Source organism: Kitasatospora sp. NPDC043949, assembly GCF_056435365.1.
Map to the genome: position 1 here is coordinate 152,164 of NZ_JBWKEQ010000006.1, position 18,832 is coordinate 170,995.

The following is an 18,832-nucleotide window of genomic DNA, read 5'->3' on the forward strand; positions in this document are numbered from 1 at the left end:
GGCTGGAGAGCGAACGTGACGATCACCAACGACAGTGTCCTGTCGCCGGCGCAGCAGCGCCTGTGGTTCCTGAACCGCTTCCAGGAGGGCGCCGCCGGCCACACCCACACGGTGGCGCTGCGGCTGGCCGGCGGCCCGGGTCCGGAGCAGCTGCGCGCCGCGCTGGACGCCCTGGTCCGGCGGCATCCGCTGCTGGGCACCGTGCACCGCGAGGCCGAGGGCCGCTGCCGCCCCGAACCCGCCCCCGACGGCGGGGCGTTCGCCGGGCTGCGGCCCGAGCCGGTCGCCCCCGACGAGCTCGACGAGGCGCTGACCCGGGCGGCCGGCCAGGGCCTGGACCTCACCCGGGAGCCCCCGCTGCGGGCCCGGCTGCTCGCCACCGGGCCGGACGCCCACGTGCTGGTCCTGACGGTGCACGAGATCGCGGCCGACGAGCGCTCGCTCGCCGTGATCGTCGACGACCTGGCCCGGGCGTACGCGGCGGCCACCGCCCCGGCCGCCCCCGGCGCGCCCGAGCCCGCCCCGCAGTACGCCGCGGCCGCCGCCGCCGACCGGGAGCTGAACGGCGCCCCCGAGCGGCCCACCGAGTACGCCGCGGCTGAACTCGCCCACTGGCGCGCCACTTTGGACGGCGCGCCGGCGCAGCTCGACCTGCCCGTCGACCGGCCGCGCCCGGCCGTCACCCGCTACGCCGCCGACGAGTACCGCAACGAGCTGGACGGCCCGCTGACCGCGGCCCTCGCCGACCTGGCCGCCGACTGCGGCGCAGGCGTCGAGGCGGTGCTGCACGCCGCCGTCGTGGCGCTGCTCGGCCGCTTCGGCGCCGGCGCCGACGTCTCGCTGATCGGCAGCCTGCCCGGCCGCGACGGCGGGCGGCGCGCCGCCGTGGTCGGCCCGCTGGCCAACCCGGTGGTGCTGCGGGTCGTCCGCCGCCCCGGCGCCTCCTTCCGCGAGCTGGTCGGCGACTGCGCGGCGGTCGCCGCCACGGCCCGGCGCCACGGTGGCGTCCCGTTCGAGACCGTGGTCGGCGAGCTGCGGCCCGAGCGCGCGCTCAACCGCCACCCGCTGGCCCAGGTGGCCTTCGACCTCGCCGAGGACCTGCCCGCCCGGCTCGGCTTCGGCCCGCTCGACGCCCAGGTGGCCCAACTGCCGCGCCAGCACTCCCCGTTCGACCTCCAGCTGCGCTTCCGCAGCGCGCCCGACGGCTCCGGGCTGCGGCTGGCCGCGACCTTCAGCACCGAGCTGTTCGATCCGGCGACCGTCCGGCGGCTCGCCGACGCGCTGCCGCGCCTGCTGGCCGCCGCCGTCGCCGCGCCGGACGCCGACCCGGACGGCTACGAGGTGCTGGACCCGGCCGAACGGCACGCCCTGCTGACCGCGTGGAACGCCACCGGCCGGCCGGTGCCCGACGCCGACGTCTCCGCGCTGTTCCGGGCCCGGGCCGCCGCACAGCCCGCGCGGACCGCCCTGATCGCCGGCGACACCGTGCTCAGCTACGCCGAACTCGACGACCGGGCCGAGCGGCTGGCCGGCGAGCTGCGCCGCCACGGCGCCGCCCCGGGCCGGCTCGTCGCCCTGGCGCTGCCGCGCTCCGCCGACCTCGTCGTCGCCCTGCTCGCGGTGGCCCGCACCGGCGCCGCCTACGTGCCGCTCGACCCCGACTACCCGGCCGACCGGATCGGCTACATCCTCGACCACGCCGCCCCCTCGGCGCTGGTCACCGACAGCGCGACGGCCGGGCGGCTGCCCGCCACCGCCGCCCACCGGGTGCTGCTGGACGACGAGCAGGTGCGCGCCAGGCTGGCGACGGAGCCCGCCGGGCCGCAGGGCCCCGCCGCGACCGCCGCCGACCCGGCCTACGTCATCTACACCTCCGGCTCCACCGGCCGGCCCAAGGGCGTCGTCATCAGCCGCCACGCGCTGACCAACTTCCTGGTCTCGATGGCCGACCTCTTCCCGCTCGCGGCCGAGGACGTCTGGACCTCCGTCACCACGATCGCCTTCGACATCGCCGCCCTGGAGCTCTACCTGCCGCTGGTCGGCGGCGCCACCGTGGTCCTCGCCGACCGCGCGACCGTCACCGACCCCGCCGGGCTGGGCGCCCTGGTCGGCCGCACCGGCACCACGATCATGCAGGCCACCCCCAGCCTCTGGCAGGCCCTGTGCGACGAAGTCCCGCAGGCGCTGCGCGGCCTGCGGATGCTGGTCGGCGGGGAGGCCCTGCCGGCCGCCCTCGCCGAGCGGATGCGCGCGCTCGGCAGCGAGGTCACCAACCTGTACGGGCCCACCGAGACCACCATCTGGTCCACCGCCGCCCGCCTGGACGACCGCCCCGGCGCGCCGACCATCGGCCGGCCGATCGGCAACACCCGGGTCCGGGTCCTCGACGAGGCGCTGCGCCTGGTGCCGATCGGCGCCGCCGGCGAGCTGTACATCGCCGGGGACGGCGTCGGCACCGGCTACCTGCACCGCGAGGACCTCACCCGGGACCGCTTCCTGCCCGACCCGTACGGCGCCGAGGGCGAGCGCATGTACCGCACCGGCGACATCGTCCGCTGGGCCGCCGACGGCAACCTGGAGTACGTCGGCCGCGCCGACTTCCAGCTGAAGGTCCGCGGCTTCCGGATCGAGCCCGGCGAGATCGACGCCGTCCTGGAGCAGCACCCCGCGGTGGCCCGCGCCGTCACCGTCGCCCGCGAGTACGCGGCCGGTGACACCCGGCTGGTCTCCTACGTGGTGCCGGCCGGCGAGGGCGGCGCCGACCCGGCCGAACTGCGCGCGCACGCCGCCGCCACGCTGCCCGGCTACATGGTCCCGGCCGTGGTGGTGCCGATCCCCGGGATCCCGCTGACCCCCAACGGCAAGACCGACCGGGCCGCGCTCCCGGACCCGGGCACCGCAGCGACCGGCAGCGGGCACGGGCCGCGCAGCGCCCGCGAGGAGCAGCTCTGCGACCTGTTCTGCGAGGTGCTCGGCGTCGCCTCGATCGGCGTCGACGACAGCTTCTTCGACCTGGGCGGCCACTCCCTGCTCGCCACCCGGCTGATCGGGCGCATCCGCTCGGTGCTGGACGTCGAGGTGCCGATCCGCACCCTGTTCGAGTCGCCCACCGTCGCCGGGCTGGCCGGCCGGCTGGGCAGCGAGCCCGCCCGCCGGGCCGGGCTGGTGCCGGTCGACCGCGACCGGCCGCTGCCGCTCTCCTACGGCCAGCAGCGGCTCTGGTTCCTGTACGACTACGAGTCCCAGGGCACCGAGTACAACTCGCCGCTCGGCCTGCGGCTGACCGGGCCGCTCGACCGGGACGCCCTCGGGCGCGCCGTCGACGCGCTGGTGGCCCGGCACGAGGCGCTGCGCACCACCTTCGCCACCGAGGGCGGCCAGGGCGTGCAGGTCGTCCACGCCCCCGCCCACCGGCCGGTGCGCTTCACCGACCTCGCGGCCGAGGGGCGCGTCGACGACCTCGACCAGCTGCTGCGCACCGAGCTGAGCCGCTCCTTCGACCTGCGCGGCGGCCCGCTGCTGCGCCCCTGGCTGATCCGGCTGGCCGACGCCGAGTACCTGCTCGTCCTCGACATGCACCACGTCGTCACCGACGGCTGGTCCAAGGAGGTGATGGCCCGCGAGCTCGTCGCCCTGCTCGGCCAGGAGGCCACCGGCCGACCCGCCGCGTTGAGCGAACTTCCCCTTCAGTACGCCGACTTCGCCGTGCACCAGCACGGCGAGCGGGGCGCGCGGGAGGCCGCCGACCTCGCCTACTGGAAGCGCCGGCTGGACGGCGTGGTGCCGCTGGAGCTGCCGACCGACCGGCCCCGGCCCGCCACCCGCGCCACCCGGGGCGCCGGCCACTCCTTCGAGCTGAGCCCCGAGCTGGTGGCCGCCCTCACCCGGCTCTGCCGCCGGGAGGGCGTCACCCTGTTCACCGTCCTCACGGCGGGCGTCCAGCTGCTGCTGTCCCGGTACGCGCGCCAGCGCGACGTCGCCGTGGGCACCATCGTCTCCGGCCGCGAGCACAGCGAACTGGAGGACGTGCTCGGCTTCTTCGTCAACACGCTGGTGCTGCGCGCCCGGACCACCCCCGACACGACCGTCGGGGCCTTCCTGGCCGACGTCCGGCAGGGCGTGCTGGAGGCCTTCACCCACCAGCACCTGCCGTACGACCGGCTGATCGACGAGCTCAAGCCGGACCGCGACCCCAGCCGCACCCCGCTGATCCAGGCCGCGCTGATGCTCAAGCGGGCCCAGGACGCGCTGCCCGGCCCGGACGGCCTGCGGGTCGAGGAGAGCGCCCTGCCGCGGATGCACGCGCTGTTCGACATCGGCTTCGAGTTCGAGGAGCGCGACGGGCGGCTCGGCGGCCTGGTCGAGTACAGCACGGCGCTCTTCGACCCGGAGACCGTCGCCCGGATCGCCCGCCACCTCACCGTGCTGCTGGAGGGCATGGCGGCGGCCGACCCGGACCGGCTCGTCGACGAGCTGCCGCTGATGGACGAGCAGGAACGCCGGCTGGTCACCACCGGCTGGAACGCCACCGCGACCGGCGCCCGGTTCCACACGGCGACCATCCACGGGCTGGTCGCCGACCAGGCCCGGCGCACCCCGGACGCCGCGGCCGTCACCACCGAGGACCGCAGCCTGACCTTCGCCGAACTCGACGCGCTGACGGACGCGCTGGCCCACCGGCTGGCCGACCGCGGCGTCGGCCCGGGCACCGTCGTCGGCGTCCGCACCCGGCGCGCCGCCGAGATGACGATCGCCCAGCTCGCCGTGCTCAAGGCCGGCGGCGCCTACCTGCCGCTCGACCCCGAACTGCCCGACGACCGGACGGTCTACGTGCTCCAGGACGCCGGCGTGCCGGTGCTCCTCACCCAGCGCGACCTGCCCGGGCCCGAGGCGCCGGACGGCGTCGAGGTGCTGTACGTCGAGGACACCGGGCCCGGCACGCACGACGGGCCGCCCGAGGTCGCCGTCGGCCCGTCCGACCTCGCGTACGTGATCTACACCTCGGGCTCCACCGGCAAGGCCAAGGGCGTGCTGATCGAGCACCGCGGCGTGGTCAACCTGTGCGACTGGTACCGGGACTTCTTCGACGCCGGGCCCGGCGACCGGGCCACCCAGATGGTGCCGCCCGGCTTCGACCCGACGGTGCTGGAGCAGTGGGGCGCCCTCGCCTGCGGCGTGGAGGTCCGCTTCGCCTCCGACCGCGTCCTGGAGGACCCGCACCTGCTCGCCGGCTGGATCGTCGAGCAGGGGATCACCCTCATCCTCATCCCGGCGCCGCGCCTGGAGGCCCTGCTCGACCAGCCCGCACTGCACCAGGGCCGGGTGCGCCACATCCTCACCGGCGCCGACGTGGTGCGCCGCCGGCTGCCGCGCGGCTCGACGATGGCGCTGTCCAACCTGTACGGCCCGACCGAGACCACCGTGCTCACCACCGGCACGGTGCTGGAGGCGGAGGAGGACGCCCCGGTCGGGCGGCTGCCCTCGATCGGCCGGCCCATCGCCAACACCACCGGCTACGTGCTCGACGAGCACCGCGAGCCCGTCCCGGTGGGCGTGCCCGGCGAACTGTACGTCGGCGGCGCCGGGGTGGCCCGCGGCTACCTGGGCCGCCCGGAGCTCACCGAGGAGCGGTTCGTCCCGGACCACCTCGCCGCCACCGCCGGCGCGAGGCTCTACCGCACCGGCGACCTGGTCCGCTGGCTGCCCGACGGCACGCTCGAATTCCTCGGGCGGATCGACAACCAGGTCAAGGTGCGCGGCTACCGGATCGAGCTGGGCGAGATCGAGACCGCGCTGCTCGACGACGAGGGCGTCGAGCAGACCGCGGTGGTCGCCCGGACCCAGCCGTCCGGGCAGACCGTGCTGACCGGCTACGTGGTGCCCGCGGACGGCACCGCCGACCCGGAGAAGATCCGGGCCCGGCTCGCCGAGCGGCTGCCCGGCTACATGGTCCCGCCGGTCGTCATCGTCCTGGACGCGTTCCCGATGACCACGAGCGGCAAGATCGACCGGCGGGCCCTGCCGGAGCCGGAGGAGCAGCGGCCGGCCGCCGAGCCCACCGCGCCCCGGGACGAGACCGAGGCGGCGCTGGCCGGGATCTGGGCCGAGGTGCTGGGCGTGCCCGTCGTGGGAGCCGAGGACAACGTCTTCGACCACGGCGCCAACTCGGTGCTCACCCTCCAGGTCACCGCCCGGATCCGGGAGGTGTTCGGCGTCGGGGTCTCGGCCCGGCACGTGTTCGCCGCCCGCACCGTGGCGGCCCTCGCGGACCAGGTCCGCAAGCAAGTACTCGAAGACGTGCGCCGGACACCGGCGGACCGGACGACGACGCGCGGTGGCGCGCGGGGGAGCAACCGATGACAGACCAGCGACACAGCGAGGGCCAGGACGCCGACGAGATCCTGCGGCAGCGACTGGCGGCCGGCGGCGGCGACCGCGACGCGATCCGGCCCGGCGGCGACGGCCCGGCCCCGCTCTCCTTCGGCCAGGAACGGCTCTGGTTCCTCCAGGAGTTCGAGACCGACGCGGTCGAGTACACCACCTCCTTCGGCCTCCGGCTGCGCGGCGGCCTCGACCTGGCCGCGCTGCGCACCGCGCTGACCGGCCTGGTCGAGCGGCACGAGCCGCTGCGCACCGTCTTCACCACCGAGGACGGCGTGGCCCGCCAGGAGGTCCGGCCCGCCTACGCCCCGGACACCGAGCCGGTGGACCTGAGCGCGCTGGGCGCCGAGGAGCGGGAGGCCGAGTTCGCCGCGCTGCTGCGCCGCGAACTCGCCACCCCCTTCGACCTCGCCAGCGGCCCGCTGCTGCGCTCCACGGTCGTGCGGCACGGCCCGGACGACCACGCGCTCTTCCTCAACCTGCACCACATCGCCGCCGACGGCTGGTCCAAGGGCCTGCTGACCGGCGAGCTCGGCGAGCTCTACCGGGCCGCCGTCGAGGGCCGACCGCACACCCTCGCCCCGCTGCCGGTCAGCTACCGCGACTACTCCCGCTGGCAGCGCGAGCGCTGCACCGAAGACCGCCTGTCCGGGCAACTGGACTACTGGCGTGACGAGTTGGCGGACATCCAGCCGCTGGAGCTGCCCACCGACCGGCCCCGCCCGGCGGTGCGCACCACCGTCGGCGCCCTGCACGCCTTCCAGGTCGACGCCGAGGTCGCCGCCGGGCTCGACACGCTCGGTGCCGAACGCGGCACCACGCTCTTCGCCGTGCTCGCCGCCGCCACCCAGGTGCTGCTGGCCCGGCACACCGGCCAGCGCACCGTGGGCCTGGGCACCGTGTCGGTGGGCCGCGACCGCACCGAACTGGAGCCGCTGGTCGGCTTCTTCGTCAACACCCTGGTCCTGCACGGCCGGATCGACCTGGACGAGGCCTTCGGCGACCTGCTGGAGCGCACCACCGACCAGCTCTGGGACGCCCTCAGCAACCAGGACGTCCCCTTCCACCGCCTGGTGGACGAGATCCAGCCCGAGCGCGACCCGAGCCGCACCCCGCTGGTGCAGGCCGCCCTCGTGCTCCAGAACGACCCCGGCGCCCTGCCCGACTTCGGCGGCCCGGCCGTCGAGGAGTTCCGCGCGCCCTCGGTGTCCTCCATCTTCGACCTGACGCTGGAGTTCACCCCGGCCGCCGACGGCACGCTGGGCGGGACGGTGGAGTACAACACCGACCTGTTCGACGCCTCGACCATCGACGCGCTCTGCACCCGGCTGCTGCTCCTGCTGGCGGGCGTCGCCGCCGACGCCGACCGCCCGGTCGGCGACCTGCCGCTGCTCACCGCCGCCGAAATCGACACCGTCACCCGCGACTGGGCCGAGAACCGGGTGCCCTACCCGGCCGACCGGACCGTCCACTCGCTGGTCGCCGAGCAGGCCGCGGCCACCCCCGACGCCATCGCCGTCACCGCCGCCGAAGGTGAGCTGACCTACCGTCAACTCGACGAGCAAGCCGACCGGTTGGCCCGGCTGCTGCTCGACCACGGCGCCCGCCCCGGCCAGCACGTTGCGGTCTGCCTGCCCCGCGGCACCGGCCTGGTCGTCGCCCTGCTGGCCGTGCTCAAGGCCGGCTGCGCCTACGTGCCGCTGGACCCGGACTACCCGGCCGACCGGCTGGAGTTCATGCTCGCGGACACCGGGGCCGCGCTCTGCGTCACCGACCGGGAGCTGCTCGAACGGCTGCCCGACCTGGCCGTCCCGGCCCTGCTGCCCGCCGAGCGCACCGCCGAGCTGGCCGCCCTCCCGGCCGGCCCGCCGGCCACCGACGCGGGGCCGCGGAGCGCCGCCTACGTCATCTACACCTCCGGCTCCACCGGCCGACCCAAGGGCGTCGTGGTCGAGCACCGCTCCATCGTCCGGCTGGTCCGCGGCGCCGACTACGCCCCGCTGGCGGCCGACGACGTGGTGGCGCAGGTCGCCGACGCCACCTTCGACGCGGCGACCTTCGAGTTCTGGGGCCCGCTGGTGGCCGGGGCGCGGATCGCCGTCATCACCAAGGACGTCCTGCTCGACCCGCCGGCCTTCGCGGCCGCACTGCGCTCGACCGGCGCCACCGCGATGTTCCTCACCGCCGGCGTCTTCAACCAGGTCGTCGGCCTGGAGCCCACCGCCTTCGGCGGCATGCGCCACCTGCTGGTCGGCGGCGAGGCGCTCAACCCGCGCCGGATCGCCGAACTGCTGGCCGGCGGCGCCCCGCCGCAGCGGCTGGTCAACGGCTACGGCCCGACCGAGACCACCACCTTCGCCGTCTCCCACCTGATCCGCGAGACCGACGGCGTGCGCGCCATCCCGATCGGACGCCCGATCTCCAACACGGCGGTGTACGTCCTCGACGAGCGCCGCCGCCCCGTCCCGCCCGGCACGCCCGGCGAGCTCTGGATCGCCGGCCCCGGCGTCGCCCGCGGCTACCTGGGCCGCCCGGAGCTGACCGAGGAGCGCTTCCAGCCCTCGCCGTTCGCGGCGGAGCCCGGCGAGCGGATGTACCGCACCGGGGACGTGGTGCGCTGGGCCGACGGCCTGGTCGAGTACCTCGGCCGCGCCGACACCCAGGTCAAGGTCCGCGGCTACCGGATCGAGCCCGGCGAGGTCGAAGCCGTCCTGGAGGCCCACCCCGCGGTGGCCGAGGCCCTGGTGGTCGCCCTCGCGGACGGCGACCACAAGCGGCTGGTCGGCTACCTGCGCGCCGAGCCCGGCGCCGTCATCGCGCCGCAGGACCTGCGGGCCTTCGCCGAGCAGCGGCTGCCCTCCTACAGCGTTCCGACCGCCTTCGCCACCCTCGACGCCTTCCCGCTCACCCCCAACGGCAAGGTCGACGTCCGGGCCCTGCCGGCGCCGGACGCCCCCCTGGAGCGGGAGGACTACCGGGCCCCCGAGGACCCGGCCGAGCAGGCGCTCGCCGAGGTCTGGTCGGAGGTGCTCGGCATCGGCAAGGTCGGCGTCGACGACAACTTCTTCGAACTCGGCGGCGACTCCATCCTGAGCATCCAGGTGGTCGCCCGGGCCCGCCGGGCCGGACTCGTCATCACCTCGAAGGACATCTTCTCCCGGCAGTCGCTCGCCGACCTCGCCCGCGCCGCCTGCCCGGTGGAGGAGGCCCCGGTCGTCCAGGCCGACGCGGACGACCACGAGCCGGCCCCGCTCGGCCCCGTCCAGGAGTGGTTCTTCGCCCACCACACCCGCGGCGCCCACCACTTCAACCAGTCCGTGCTGATCACCCTGGACGGCGCGGTCGACGAGCCCGCGCTGGCCCGCGCCCTGGCCGGCCTCGTCCGCCGGCACGAGGCCCTGCGCACCCGCTTCGCCACCGGCCCCGACGGCCGGCGGGTCCAGACCGTCAGCGCGCCGGACGCCGACGCCGTGCCGGCCGAGGCCCGGATCGAGCGGATCACCCTCGACCAGGCCGCCCCCGGGGAGCGCGCCGCCGCCATGCGCACCCTCGCCGAGGCCGCGCAGGCCTCGCTGGACCCGGCCGAAGGGCCGCTGGTGCGCACCCTGCTGTTCGACCACGGCGTCGGCGAGCCCGCGCGGCTGCTGCTCACCGTGCACCACCTGGCCGTGGACGGCGTCTCCTGGCGGATCCTCCTGGAGGACCTGGAGAGCGCCTACCGGCAGGCCGTCCGCGGCGAGGACGTCGACCTCGGCCCGGCCGGCACCTCGTACCGCGGCTGGGCGCGCCGCCTCGCCGCCTTCACCCAGGACGGCGGCCTGGACGACGAGCTGGCGCACTGGGCCCGCCCGGTGCCGGCCGGCTCCGCCGACCTGCCCACCGACCGGGAGGGCCGCAACAGCGTCGGCGACACCCTCGCCGTCAGCGCCGGCCTCGACGCCGAGCGCACCCGGCAACTGCTCCAGGACGTGCCCGCCGTCTACCGCACCCAGGTCAACGACGTCCTGCTGACCGCGCTCGGCCGCGCGCTCGCCCGCTTCACCGGCCGGGCCCGCACCCTGATCACCCTGGAGGGCCACGGCCGCGAGGAGATCCTGGACGGCACCGACGTCTCCCGGACGGTCGGCTGGTTCACCTCGATCTTCCCGGTGCTGCTGGAGTCCCCGGCCGACCGCCCGCTCGGCCGGCTCATCCGCGACACCAAGGAACTGCTGCGCGCCGTGCCCGGCCGCGGCGCCGGCTACGGTCCGCTGCGCTACCTGCGCGGCGACCAGCCGCAGGCCGCCGCCCTGGCCGCGGCGCCGCAGCCCCAGGTCAGCTTCAACTACCTCGGCCAGTGGAGCGACGCCGCGGCCGGGAGCGAGCTGTTCCGCGCCGTCGAACCCGACTACGGCCTGGACCACCACCCGGACGAGGAGCGGCCGCACCTGCTGGACATCGTCGGCGAGGTCCGGCACGGCGTGCTGACCTTCGACTTCCACTACGCGCCGCAGCGCCACGACCAGGCCACCGTGCAGCGGCTCGCCGACGACTTCGCGGCGGCCCTGACCGAACTCGTCGAGCACTGCCTGACCCCCGGCGCCGGCGGCGCCACCCCCGGCGACTTCCCGCTGCTCACCCTCGACCAGGCGACCGTCGACCGGCTGGTGCCGGCCGGCTCCACCGTCGAGGACATCCACCCGCTGACCCCGATGCAGAGCGGGATGCTCTTCCACACCCTCAACCAGGACGGCGTCGGTGCCTACTCCGACCACGTCGCCTTCCGGCTGGAGGGCGTCCGCGACGTCGACGCGCTGGCCGCCGCCTGGCAGCACGTGGTCGACCGCACCCCCGCGCTGCGCACCCGGCTGGTCTGGGACGGCGTCCCCGAGCCCGTCCAGGTGGTCGAGCGCTCCGCCCGGCTGACGGTGCGCCGCCTCGACTGGACCGGCCTGCCCGCCGCCGAACTGGACCGCCGGCTCAAGGCGCTGATCGACGAGGAGCGCGCCACCGGGATCGAGCTGTCCCGGGCGCCGCTGATGCGCCTCGCCCTCGCCCGCGAGGACGAGCGGACCGTCCGCGTCGTGTGGACCTTCCACCACGCCGTCCTGGACGGCTGGAGCACCTCGCACCTGTTCGCCGACCTCTTCGCCGCCTACCAGGCGCTCACCGACGGCAGGGGCAAGGCCCCGGCGCTGCCCGAGCGCCGGCCGTTCCGCGACTACGTCGCCTGGCTGGCCCGGCAGGACAAGGACGCGGCCGCCGCCCACTGGAGCGCCCTGCTGGGCGACCTGGACGCGCCGACCCAGCTGCCCTTCGGCCGCTCGGTGCCCCAGGGCCACGAGTCCCAGTCCGCCGGGCAGGTCCGGGTGGGCCTGTCCGGCGCCGAGACCGACGCGCTGGTCGCGATGGTCCGCCGCCACCGGCTCACCCTCAACACCGCCGTCCAGGGCGCCTGGGCGATCCTGCTGGCCCGCCACTCCGGGCAGCGCGACGTCTGCTTCGGCACCACCGTGGCCGGCCGCCCGACCGAGCTGCCCGGCGCCGACACCATGGTCGGCAACCTGCTCAACACCCTGCCGCTGCGCACCGAGGTCGACCAGGACGCCCCGCTGGTGGAGTGGCTGGCGGCCCTCCAGGCCGAGCAGGCCGAATCCCGGCGCTTCGAGTACTCCTCGATCGCCGAGATCCAGCGCAGCAGCAAGGTCCCGCGCGGCAGCGCGCTGTTCCAGACCCTGGTGGTGTTCGAGAACTACCCGGGCAACGGGGCCGCCGCCGAACGCCACGGACTGCGGCTCAGCGACGTCCGCGCCGTCGACACCACCAGCTTCACGCTGGACCTCACCGCCTACGACGACGACGGCTCGCTGACCCTGCTGCTCTCCTACGACCCGGCGCTCTACGACCGCGCCCAGGCCGAGGTGCTGGCCGACCAGCTCGCCGTCCTGCTCGGCAGCATGCCCACCGCCCCCGGCCAGCGGGTCGGCGACGTCCCGATGCTGTCGCTGCGCGCCCGCGACCGCGTCCTGTACGAGTGGAACGACACCGGCACCCCGGGCGCCGACGCCTGCCTGCACGAGCTGATCGCCGAGCAGGCGCAGCAGACCCCGGACGCCGAGGCGGTGGTCTTCGAGGAGACCGTGCTGACCTACGCGGACCTGGAAGCCCGGGCCAACCGGCTGGCCCAGCACCTCGTCGGCCAGGGCATCGGCCCGGAGACCGTCGTCGCCATCTGCCTGGACCGAGGCCCGGACACCGTCGTCGCCGCCCTCGGCGTCCTCAAGGCCGGCGCCGCCTACCTGCCGCTGGACCCCACCCACCCCGCCGAGCGGCTGAGCCTGGTGCTGGACGACAGCGCCGCCGCGATGCTCGTCACCCAGCGGGACCTCGCCGAGCGGCTCCCGCTGTGCGACGCGACCGTGCTCTGCCTGGACGCCGACCGCGAGGAGATCGACAGCTGGCCCGCCGAGGCGCCCAGCACCGAGGTGACCCCGGACAACCTCGCCTACGTCATCTACACCTCCGGCTCCACCGGCAAGCCCAAGGGCGTCACGGTCGAGCACCGCAGCGTCGCCCGGGCCGCCGCCGCCTGGCGCGAGGCCTACCGGCTCGACCGCGGCCCCGTCCGCCAGATCAACCTCGCCAGCATGGCCTTCGACGTCTTCGTCTCCGACCTGACGCACGCGCTGACCACCGGCGGCGCCCTGGTGCTCTGCCCGAAGGACGCCACCACCGACCCGGTGCGCCTGCTCGACCTGATGGAGCGCCAGCGCGTCACCCACGTCGAGACGGTGCCCTCGCTGGCCAACGCGCTGGCCGACGAGGCCGCCCGCAGCGGCCGGGCCTTCCCGCCGCTGCGCTACCTGGCCGTCGGCTCGGACAACTGGCGCACCGACGACTGCCGGCGGCTGCTGAAGAGCGTCGCCCCCGGCACCGTCGTGCTCAACTCCTACGGCGTCACCGAGGCCACCGTCGAGTCCTCGTACTTCACCGTCACCCCGCAGAGCCTGCCGGACGTCGCGTCCGTGCCGATCGGCCGGCCCATCCCGGGCACCCGGATGTACGTCCTGGACGCGGACCTGGAGCCGCTGCCGGTCGGCGTCGTCGGCGAGCTCTTCCTCGGCGGCACCGGCGTCACCCGGGGCTACCTGGGCCGCCCCGACCTCACCGAGGAGCGCTTCTCCGCCGACCCGTTCACGCCCCACCCCGACGGCCGGCTCTACCGCACCGGCGACCAGGCCCGCTTCCTGCCCACCGGCGACGTCGAGTTCCTCGGCCGCGGCGACGACCAGGTCAAGATCCGCGGGTTCCGGGTGGAACTCGCCGAGATCGAGGCCGTCCTGCGCCGCCACCCCGACGTCCTGGAGGCCGTCGCGGCGCTGCGCTCCGAGCCGGGCGCCGTCCTGACCGGGTACGTCGTGCCCCGGCCCGGCACCGCACCGGAGAGCGCCGAACTGCGCCGCTACCTGGAGGGCTCGCTGCCCCGCCACATGGTGCCGCAGGCCTTCGTCCGGCTCGACCGGCTGCCGCTGAACGCCAACGGCAAGGTGGACCGGCGGGCGCTGCCGGCCGCGGCCGCCGACGACCGCCCGGTCACCACCAGGACGGCCCCCCGCAACCCCGCCGAGCAGGCGCTCGCCGGGCTCTGGGCGGAGGTCTTCCGGGTGCCCGAGGTCGGCGTCGACGACAACTTCTTCGACCTGGGCGGTGACTCGATCCTGAGCATCCAGGTCGTCTCCCGGGCGCGGCAGTTGGGACTGCGCCTCAGCTCGCAGGACATCTTCAGCCACCAGACCATCGCCGGGATCGCCGCGGCGATCTCGACCCACGAACCCGAGGAGCCGGCCGGCGTGAACACCGAACCCGTCACCGGAAGGGCGCCGCTGACCCCGATCCAGCGCGCCTTCTTCCACCACCACACCGAGGCCCCCCAGCACAGCACCATGTCCGTGCTGGCCGAGCTGCGCGAACTCCCCGACGAGGCGCACCTGCGCACCGCGCTCGACGCCCTCCTCACCCACCACGACGCCCTGCGCACCCGCTTCCGCACCGTCTACGGCCGCTGGCAGCAGGAGATCGCCGCCCCCGGCGACGGCTGGCCGCTGGAGCGGCTGGACCTCACCCTGGAGGCCGACCCGGAGGGCGCGCTGCTGGCCGCCGCCACCGCCGCCCAGTCCGGCTTCGACCTGGCCGAGGGCCCGCTGGTGCGGGCCGTGCTGGCCGACCTCGGCGGCACCGCCGGCGCCCGGCTCTTCCTCACCGCCCACCACCTGGTGGTCGACGCGGTCTCCTGGCAGACCCTGCTGGGCGACCTGGAGACGGCCTACCGGCAGGCCGCCGAGGGCCGGCCGGTCGACCTCGGCTCGCGCGGCACCTCCTTCCTCGACTGGTCCCGCCGGCTCTCCGAGCACACCGCGGTCGGCGGCTTCGACGAGGAGCTGGACCACTGGTTCGCGGCCGGCCGCGCCGGCGGCGAGCCGCTGCCCGCCGACCTCACCGGCACCCCGACCGTCGCCACCGCCGCCGCCGTCCGGGTCGGCCTGGACGCGGAGAGCACCGACGCGCTGCTGCGCGAGGTCCCCGCGGTCTACCGCACCCAGGTCAACGACGTCCTGCTGACCGCGCTCGCCCGGGTGCTCGCCGACTGGACCGGCCGCTCCGCCGTCCTGGTGGACCTGGAGGGCCACGGCCGCGAGGAGATCTTCGACGACGTCGACCTGAGCCGCACCACCGGCTGGTTCACCACCTCCTTCCCGGTCGCCCTGGACACCGCCGACGGCGCCGACTGGGGCGCCCGGCTCCGCTCCGTCAAGGAGCAGCTGCGGGCCGTCCCCCAGCGCGGCATCGGCTACGGCGCGCTGCGCCACCTCAGCCCGGCCGGGGCGCCCGGCGAGCTGCTCGCCGAAGGCCCCCGCGCCCAGGTCGGCTTCAACTACCTCGGCCGGGTCGTCGACGGCCACGACGGCGGCCTGCTGCACGACGTGCGGCTCGGCTACGGCACCGAGCAGGCGCCCGGGGAACTGCTGGAGTACCCGCTCGACATCGTGGCGTACGTGCGCGACGGCAAGCTCGGCTTCGAGCTGTTCCACTCCACCGCGACCCACACCACCGAGACCGTCCAGCGGGTCGGCGACCAGCTCGTCGAGGCCCTGCGCGGGATCGTCGCGCACTGCCGCGAGGCCGGCGCCGCCGCCTCCGGGGCCACCCCCTCGGACTTCCCGCTCGCCCGGGTCGACCAGCCGCTGCTGGACGAGCTGACCGCCCTGGGCCGGATCGCCGACCTCTACCCGGCCACGCCGATGCAGCACGGCCTGCTGTTCCACAGCCTCACCGAGGAGGGCGAGGGCGTCTACCTCGGCCAGCTGTCCTTCCTGCTGGAGGGCGGCGTGGACGCGGACGCCTTCGCCGAGGCCTGGCAGCGCCTCGCCGACCGGACCCCGATGCTGCGCACCGCCTTCGCCCGGGTCGACACCGACCAGCCGCTCCAGGTGGTCCGCGAGCACGTCACCGTGCCCGTCGAGCGGCTGGACTGGAGCGCCCTGCCGGCGGCCGAGCGCGAGCAGCGGTTCGCCGCGTACCTCGCCGAGGACCGCACCCGCGGCATCGACCTGGCCGTGGCGCCGCTGATGCGCCTGGCCCTGATCGACGAGCCGGACGGCGCCCTGCGGGTCGTCTGGACCTCGCACCACCTGCTCCTGGACGGCTGGAGCAGCGCCGAACTGGTCTCCGAGGTGGTCGACGACTACCTCCGGCTCACCGGCCACGACCGGCCCGGCCCGGCCGCCCGCCGCCCGTTCCGCGACTACGTCGCCTGGCTCGGCGAGCAGGACCTGGCCGACGCCGAGCGCTACTGGCGCGAACTGCTCGACGGCTTCACCGCCCCGACCGCGCTGCCGGCCGACCGGGCCGGCGAGGAGGCGGCCCGCCAGGGCAGCGAGGCGACCAGCGTCTTCCAGCTGGAGCCCGAGGTCACCGAGCGGCTCGCCGAGGTCGCCCGGCGCCACCGGCTCACCACCAACACGCTCGCCCAGGGCGCCTGGGCGCTGACGCTCTCGCGCTACGCGGGGGAGCGGGAGGTCTGCTTCGGCTCGGCCGTCTCCGGCCGCCCCGCCGACCTGCCCGACGTCGAGTCGATGATCGGCCTGTTCATCAACAACCTGCCGGTGCGGGTCGAGGTCCGCCCCGAGCAGCCCGTCCTCGACTGGCTGGGCGACCTCCAGCGCGACCAGGTCCAGGCCCGCAGCTACGAGTACGTCTCGCTGGCCCAGATCCGCGGCTGGACCGGGCTGCCCGCCGGGGTCGACCTGTTCGACAGCTACGTGGTCGTCGAGAACTACCCCTTCGACGGCGAACTGGGCTCCGACCAGGGCATCCGGATCCGCGACGTGCGCTCCCAGGAGCCCACCAGCTACGCCATGGTGCTCGCGGTCTTCGCCGGCGAGCAGCTCTCCTTCCGGCTCGCCTACGACCCCGGGCTCTTCGACGCCGACACCGCCGACCGGGTCACCGGCGACCTGCGCGCCCTGCTGGAGGAGATCGCGGCCGAGCCCGAGCGCACCCTCGCCGAGCTGCGCGCGCTGGCCCCCGCCCACCGGGAGCGGCTGCTCACCGGCCACAACGAGACCGCCACCGCGCTCACCACCGACGCCCTGGTGCCCGAGCGGTTCGCCCGCCAGGCCGCCGCCACCCCGCAGGCCGTCGCCCTGGTCCACGGCGGCGAGCGGATCACCTTCGCCGAGCTGGACGAGCGGGCCAACCGGCTCGCCCACCACCTCGCCGACCAGGGTGTCGGCCCCGAGGTGCCGGTCGCGGTCTGCCTGCGGCGCGGCCCCGGCCTGATCACCGCGCTGCTCGCGGTGCTCAAGGCGGGCGGCGTCTACACCCCGCTGGACCCGGCCGCCCCGGCCGAGCGCCTGCGGCTGCTGGTCGAGGACGTCAAGCCCCGGGTGGTGATCGCCGACGAGGCCGCGAGCACCACACTGGCGCTGCCCGCCGACGTCGCCCTGGTCGTCCCGGAGCGCGAGCGGGACGCGATCGCGGCCCGGCCCGCCACCGCCCCCGACCCGGACCTCGCCCCGGAGCACGCCGCCTACGTCATCCACACCTCCGGCTCCACCGGCAAGCCCAAGGGCGTGCTGGTCGAGCACGGCAGCCTGGCGAACCTGCTCGACAGCCACCTGCGGACGGTCTTCGAGCCGCTGCGCGAGGCCTGCGGCGACCGCCAGGTCCGGGTCGCCCACCTGGCGCCCGCGTCCTTCGACGCCTCCTGGAACCCGGTGCTGTGGATGGTCGCCGGCCACGAGCTGCACCTGGTCGACGACGAGGTGCGGCGCGACGCGCACGCCCTGGTCGCCTACCGCGCCGAGCAGCGGATCGACTTCCTGCAGACCACCCCGTCCTGGTTCCGCCAGCTCGACGACGCCGGACTGCTCGCCCCCGGCACCCACCCGCTGCGCGGCGCGGCACTCGGCGGCGAGGCGATCGGCCAGGCCCAGTGGGACCGGCTGCGTGCCCAGTCCGACCTGATCGCCTACAACTTCTACGGGCCCACCGAGGCCACCGTGGACGCGCTGGTCTGCCGGGTCGCCGACAGCCCCCGGCCCGTCCTCGGCCTGCCGGTCCAGAACGTCCGGGCCTACGTCCTGGACCCGGAGCGCAACCTCGCCCCGGTCGGCGCGCCCGGCGAGCTGTACCTGGCCGGCGACGGCCTCGCCCGCGGCTACCTGGGCCGCCCCGACCTGACCGAACAGGCCTTCCTGGCCGCGCCGTTCGACCCCAAGGAGCGGCTGTACCGCACCGGCGACCGGGTCCGCCGGCTGTCCGACGGCCGGCTGGAGTTCCTCGGCCGGCTCGACGACCAGGTCAAGCTGCGCGGCTACCGGATCGAGCCGGGCGAGATCACCGCGGCCCTGGACGCCCACCCGGGCGTCGCCGAGTCCGTCGTCCTGGTCCGCGGCGAGGCCGAGCACGCCCGCCTGGTCGCCTACCTGCGGCCGGCCGCGGGCGGCGTCCCCGGCGCCGCCGAGCTCGCCGGCTACCTCGCCGAGCGGCTCCCGGCCCACCTGGTGCCGGCCGCCTTCGTCGAGGTGGAGTCCTTCCCGCTCACCCGGCACGGCAAGATCGACCGGGCCGCGCTGCCCGACCCCGCCGAGACGGTCGTCGAGGCCGCCGAGGAGTGGGTGGAGCCGCGCGACGAGACCGAGAAGCTGATCGCCGGGATCTGGTCCGAGACCCTGCACGTGGAGCGGGTCGGCGCGCACGACAGCTTCTTCGCCCTCGGCGGGCAGTCCCTGACCAGCGTGCAGGCGATCACCAGGATCAAGCAGACCTTCGGCATCCGGATCGCCTTCCGCAGCCTCCTGGAGAACCCCACCGTGGCGGGGGTGGCGCGACTCGTCGAGGACGCGCTGCTGGAGGAACTGGAGCGAGAGGCCGCGCGCCAGTCGGCGCCGGCGGCGGAGTAGGGGCAACC

At 75.7% G+C, this 18,832-nt stretch carries 2 protein-coding genes; both read left to right on the plus strand.

What is annotated here, in order from left to right:
- Nucleotides 1–15 precede the first annotated feature (15 nt).
- On the plus strand, nt 16–6,360 hold the full coding sequence (locus tag AC07AL_RS07910; RefSeq protein ID WP_478317185.1) for an amino acid adenylation domain-containing protein: 6,345 nt from the start codon (nt 16–18) through the stop codon (nt 6,358–6,360).
- Nucleotides 6,357–18,824, plus strand: a complete 12,468-nt coding sequence (locus AC07AL_RS07915) for a non-ribosomal peptide synthetase (protein WP_478317186.1) — start codon at nt 6,357–6,359, stop codon at nt 18,822–18,824. Before AC07AL_RS07910 ends, AC07AL_RS07915 begins: the two co-directional genes overlap by 4 nt.
- Nucleotides 18,825–18,832: the final 8 nt, after the last annotated feature.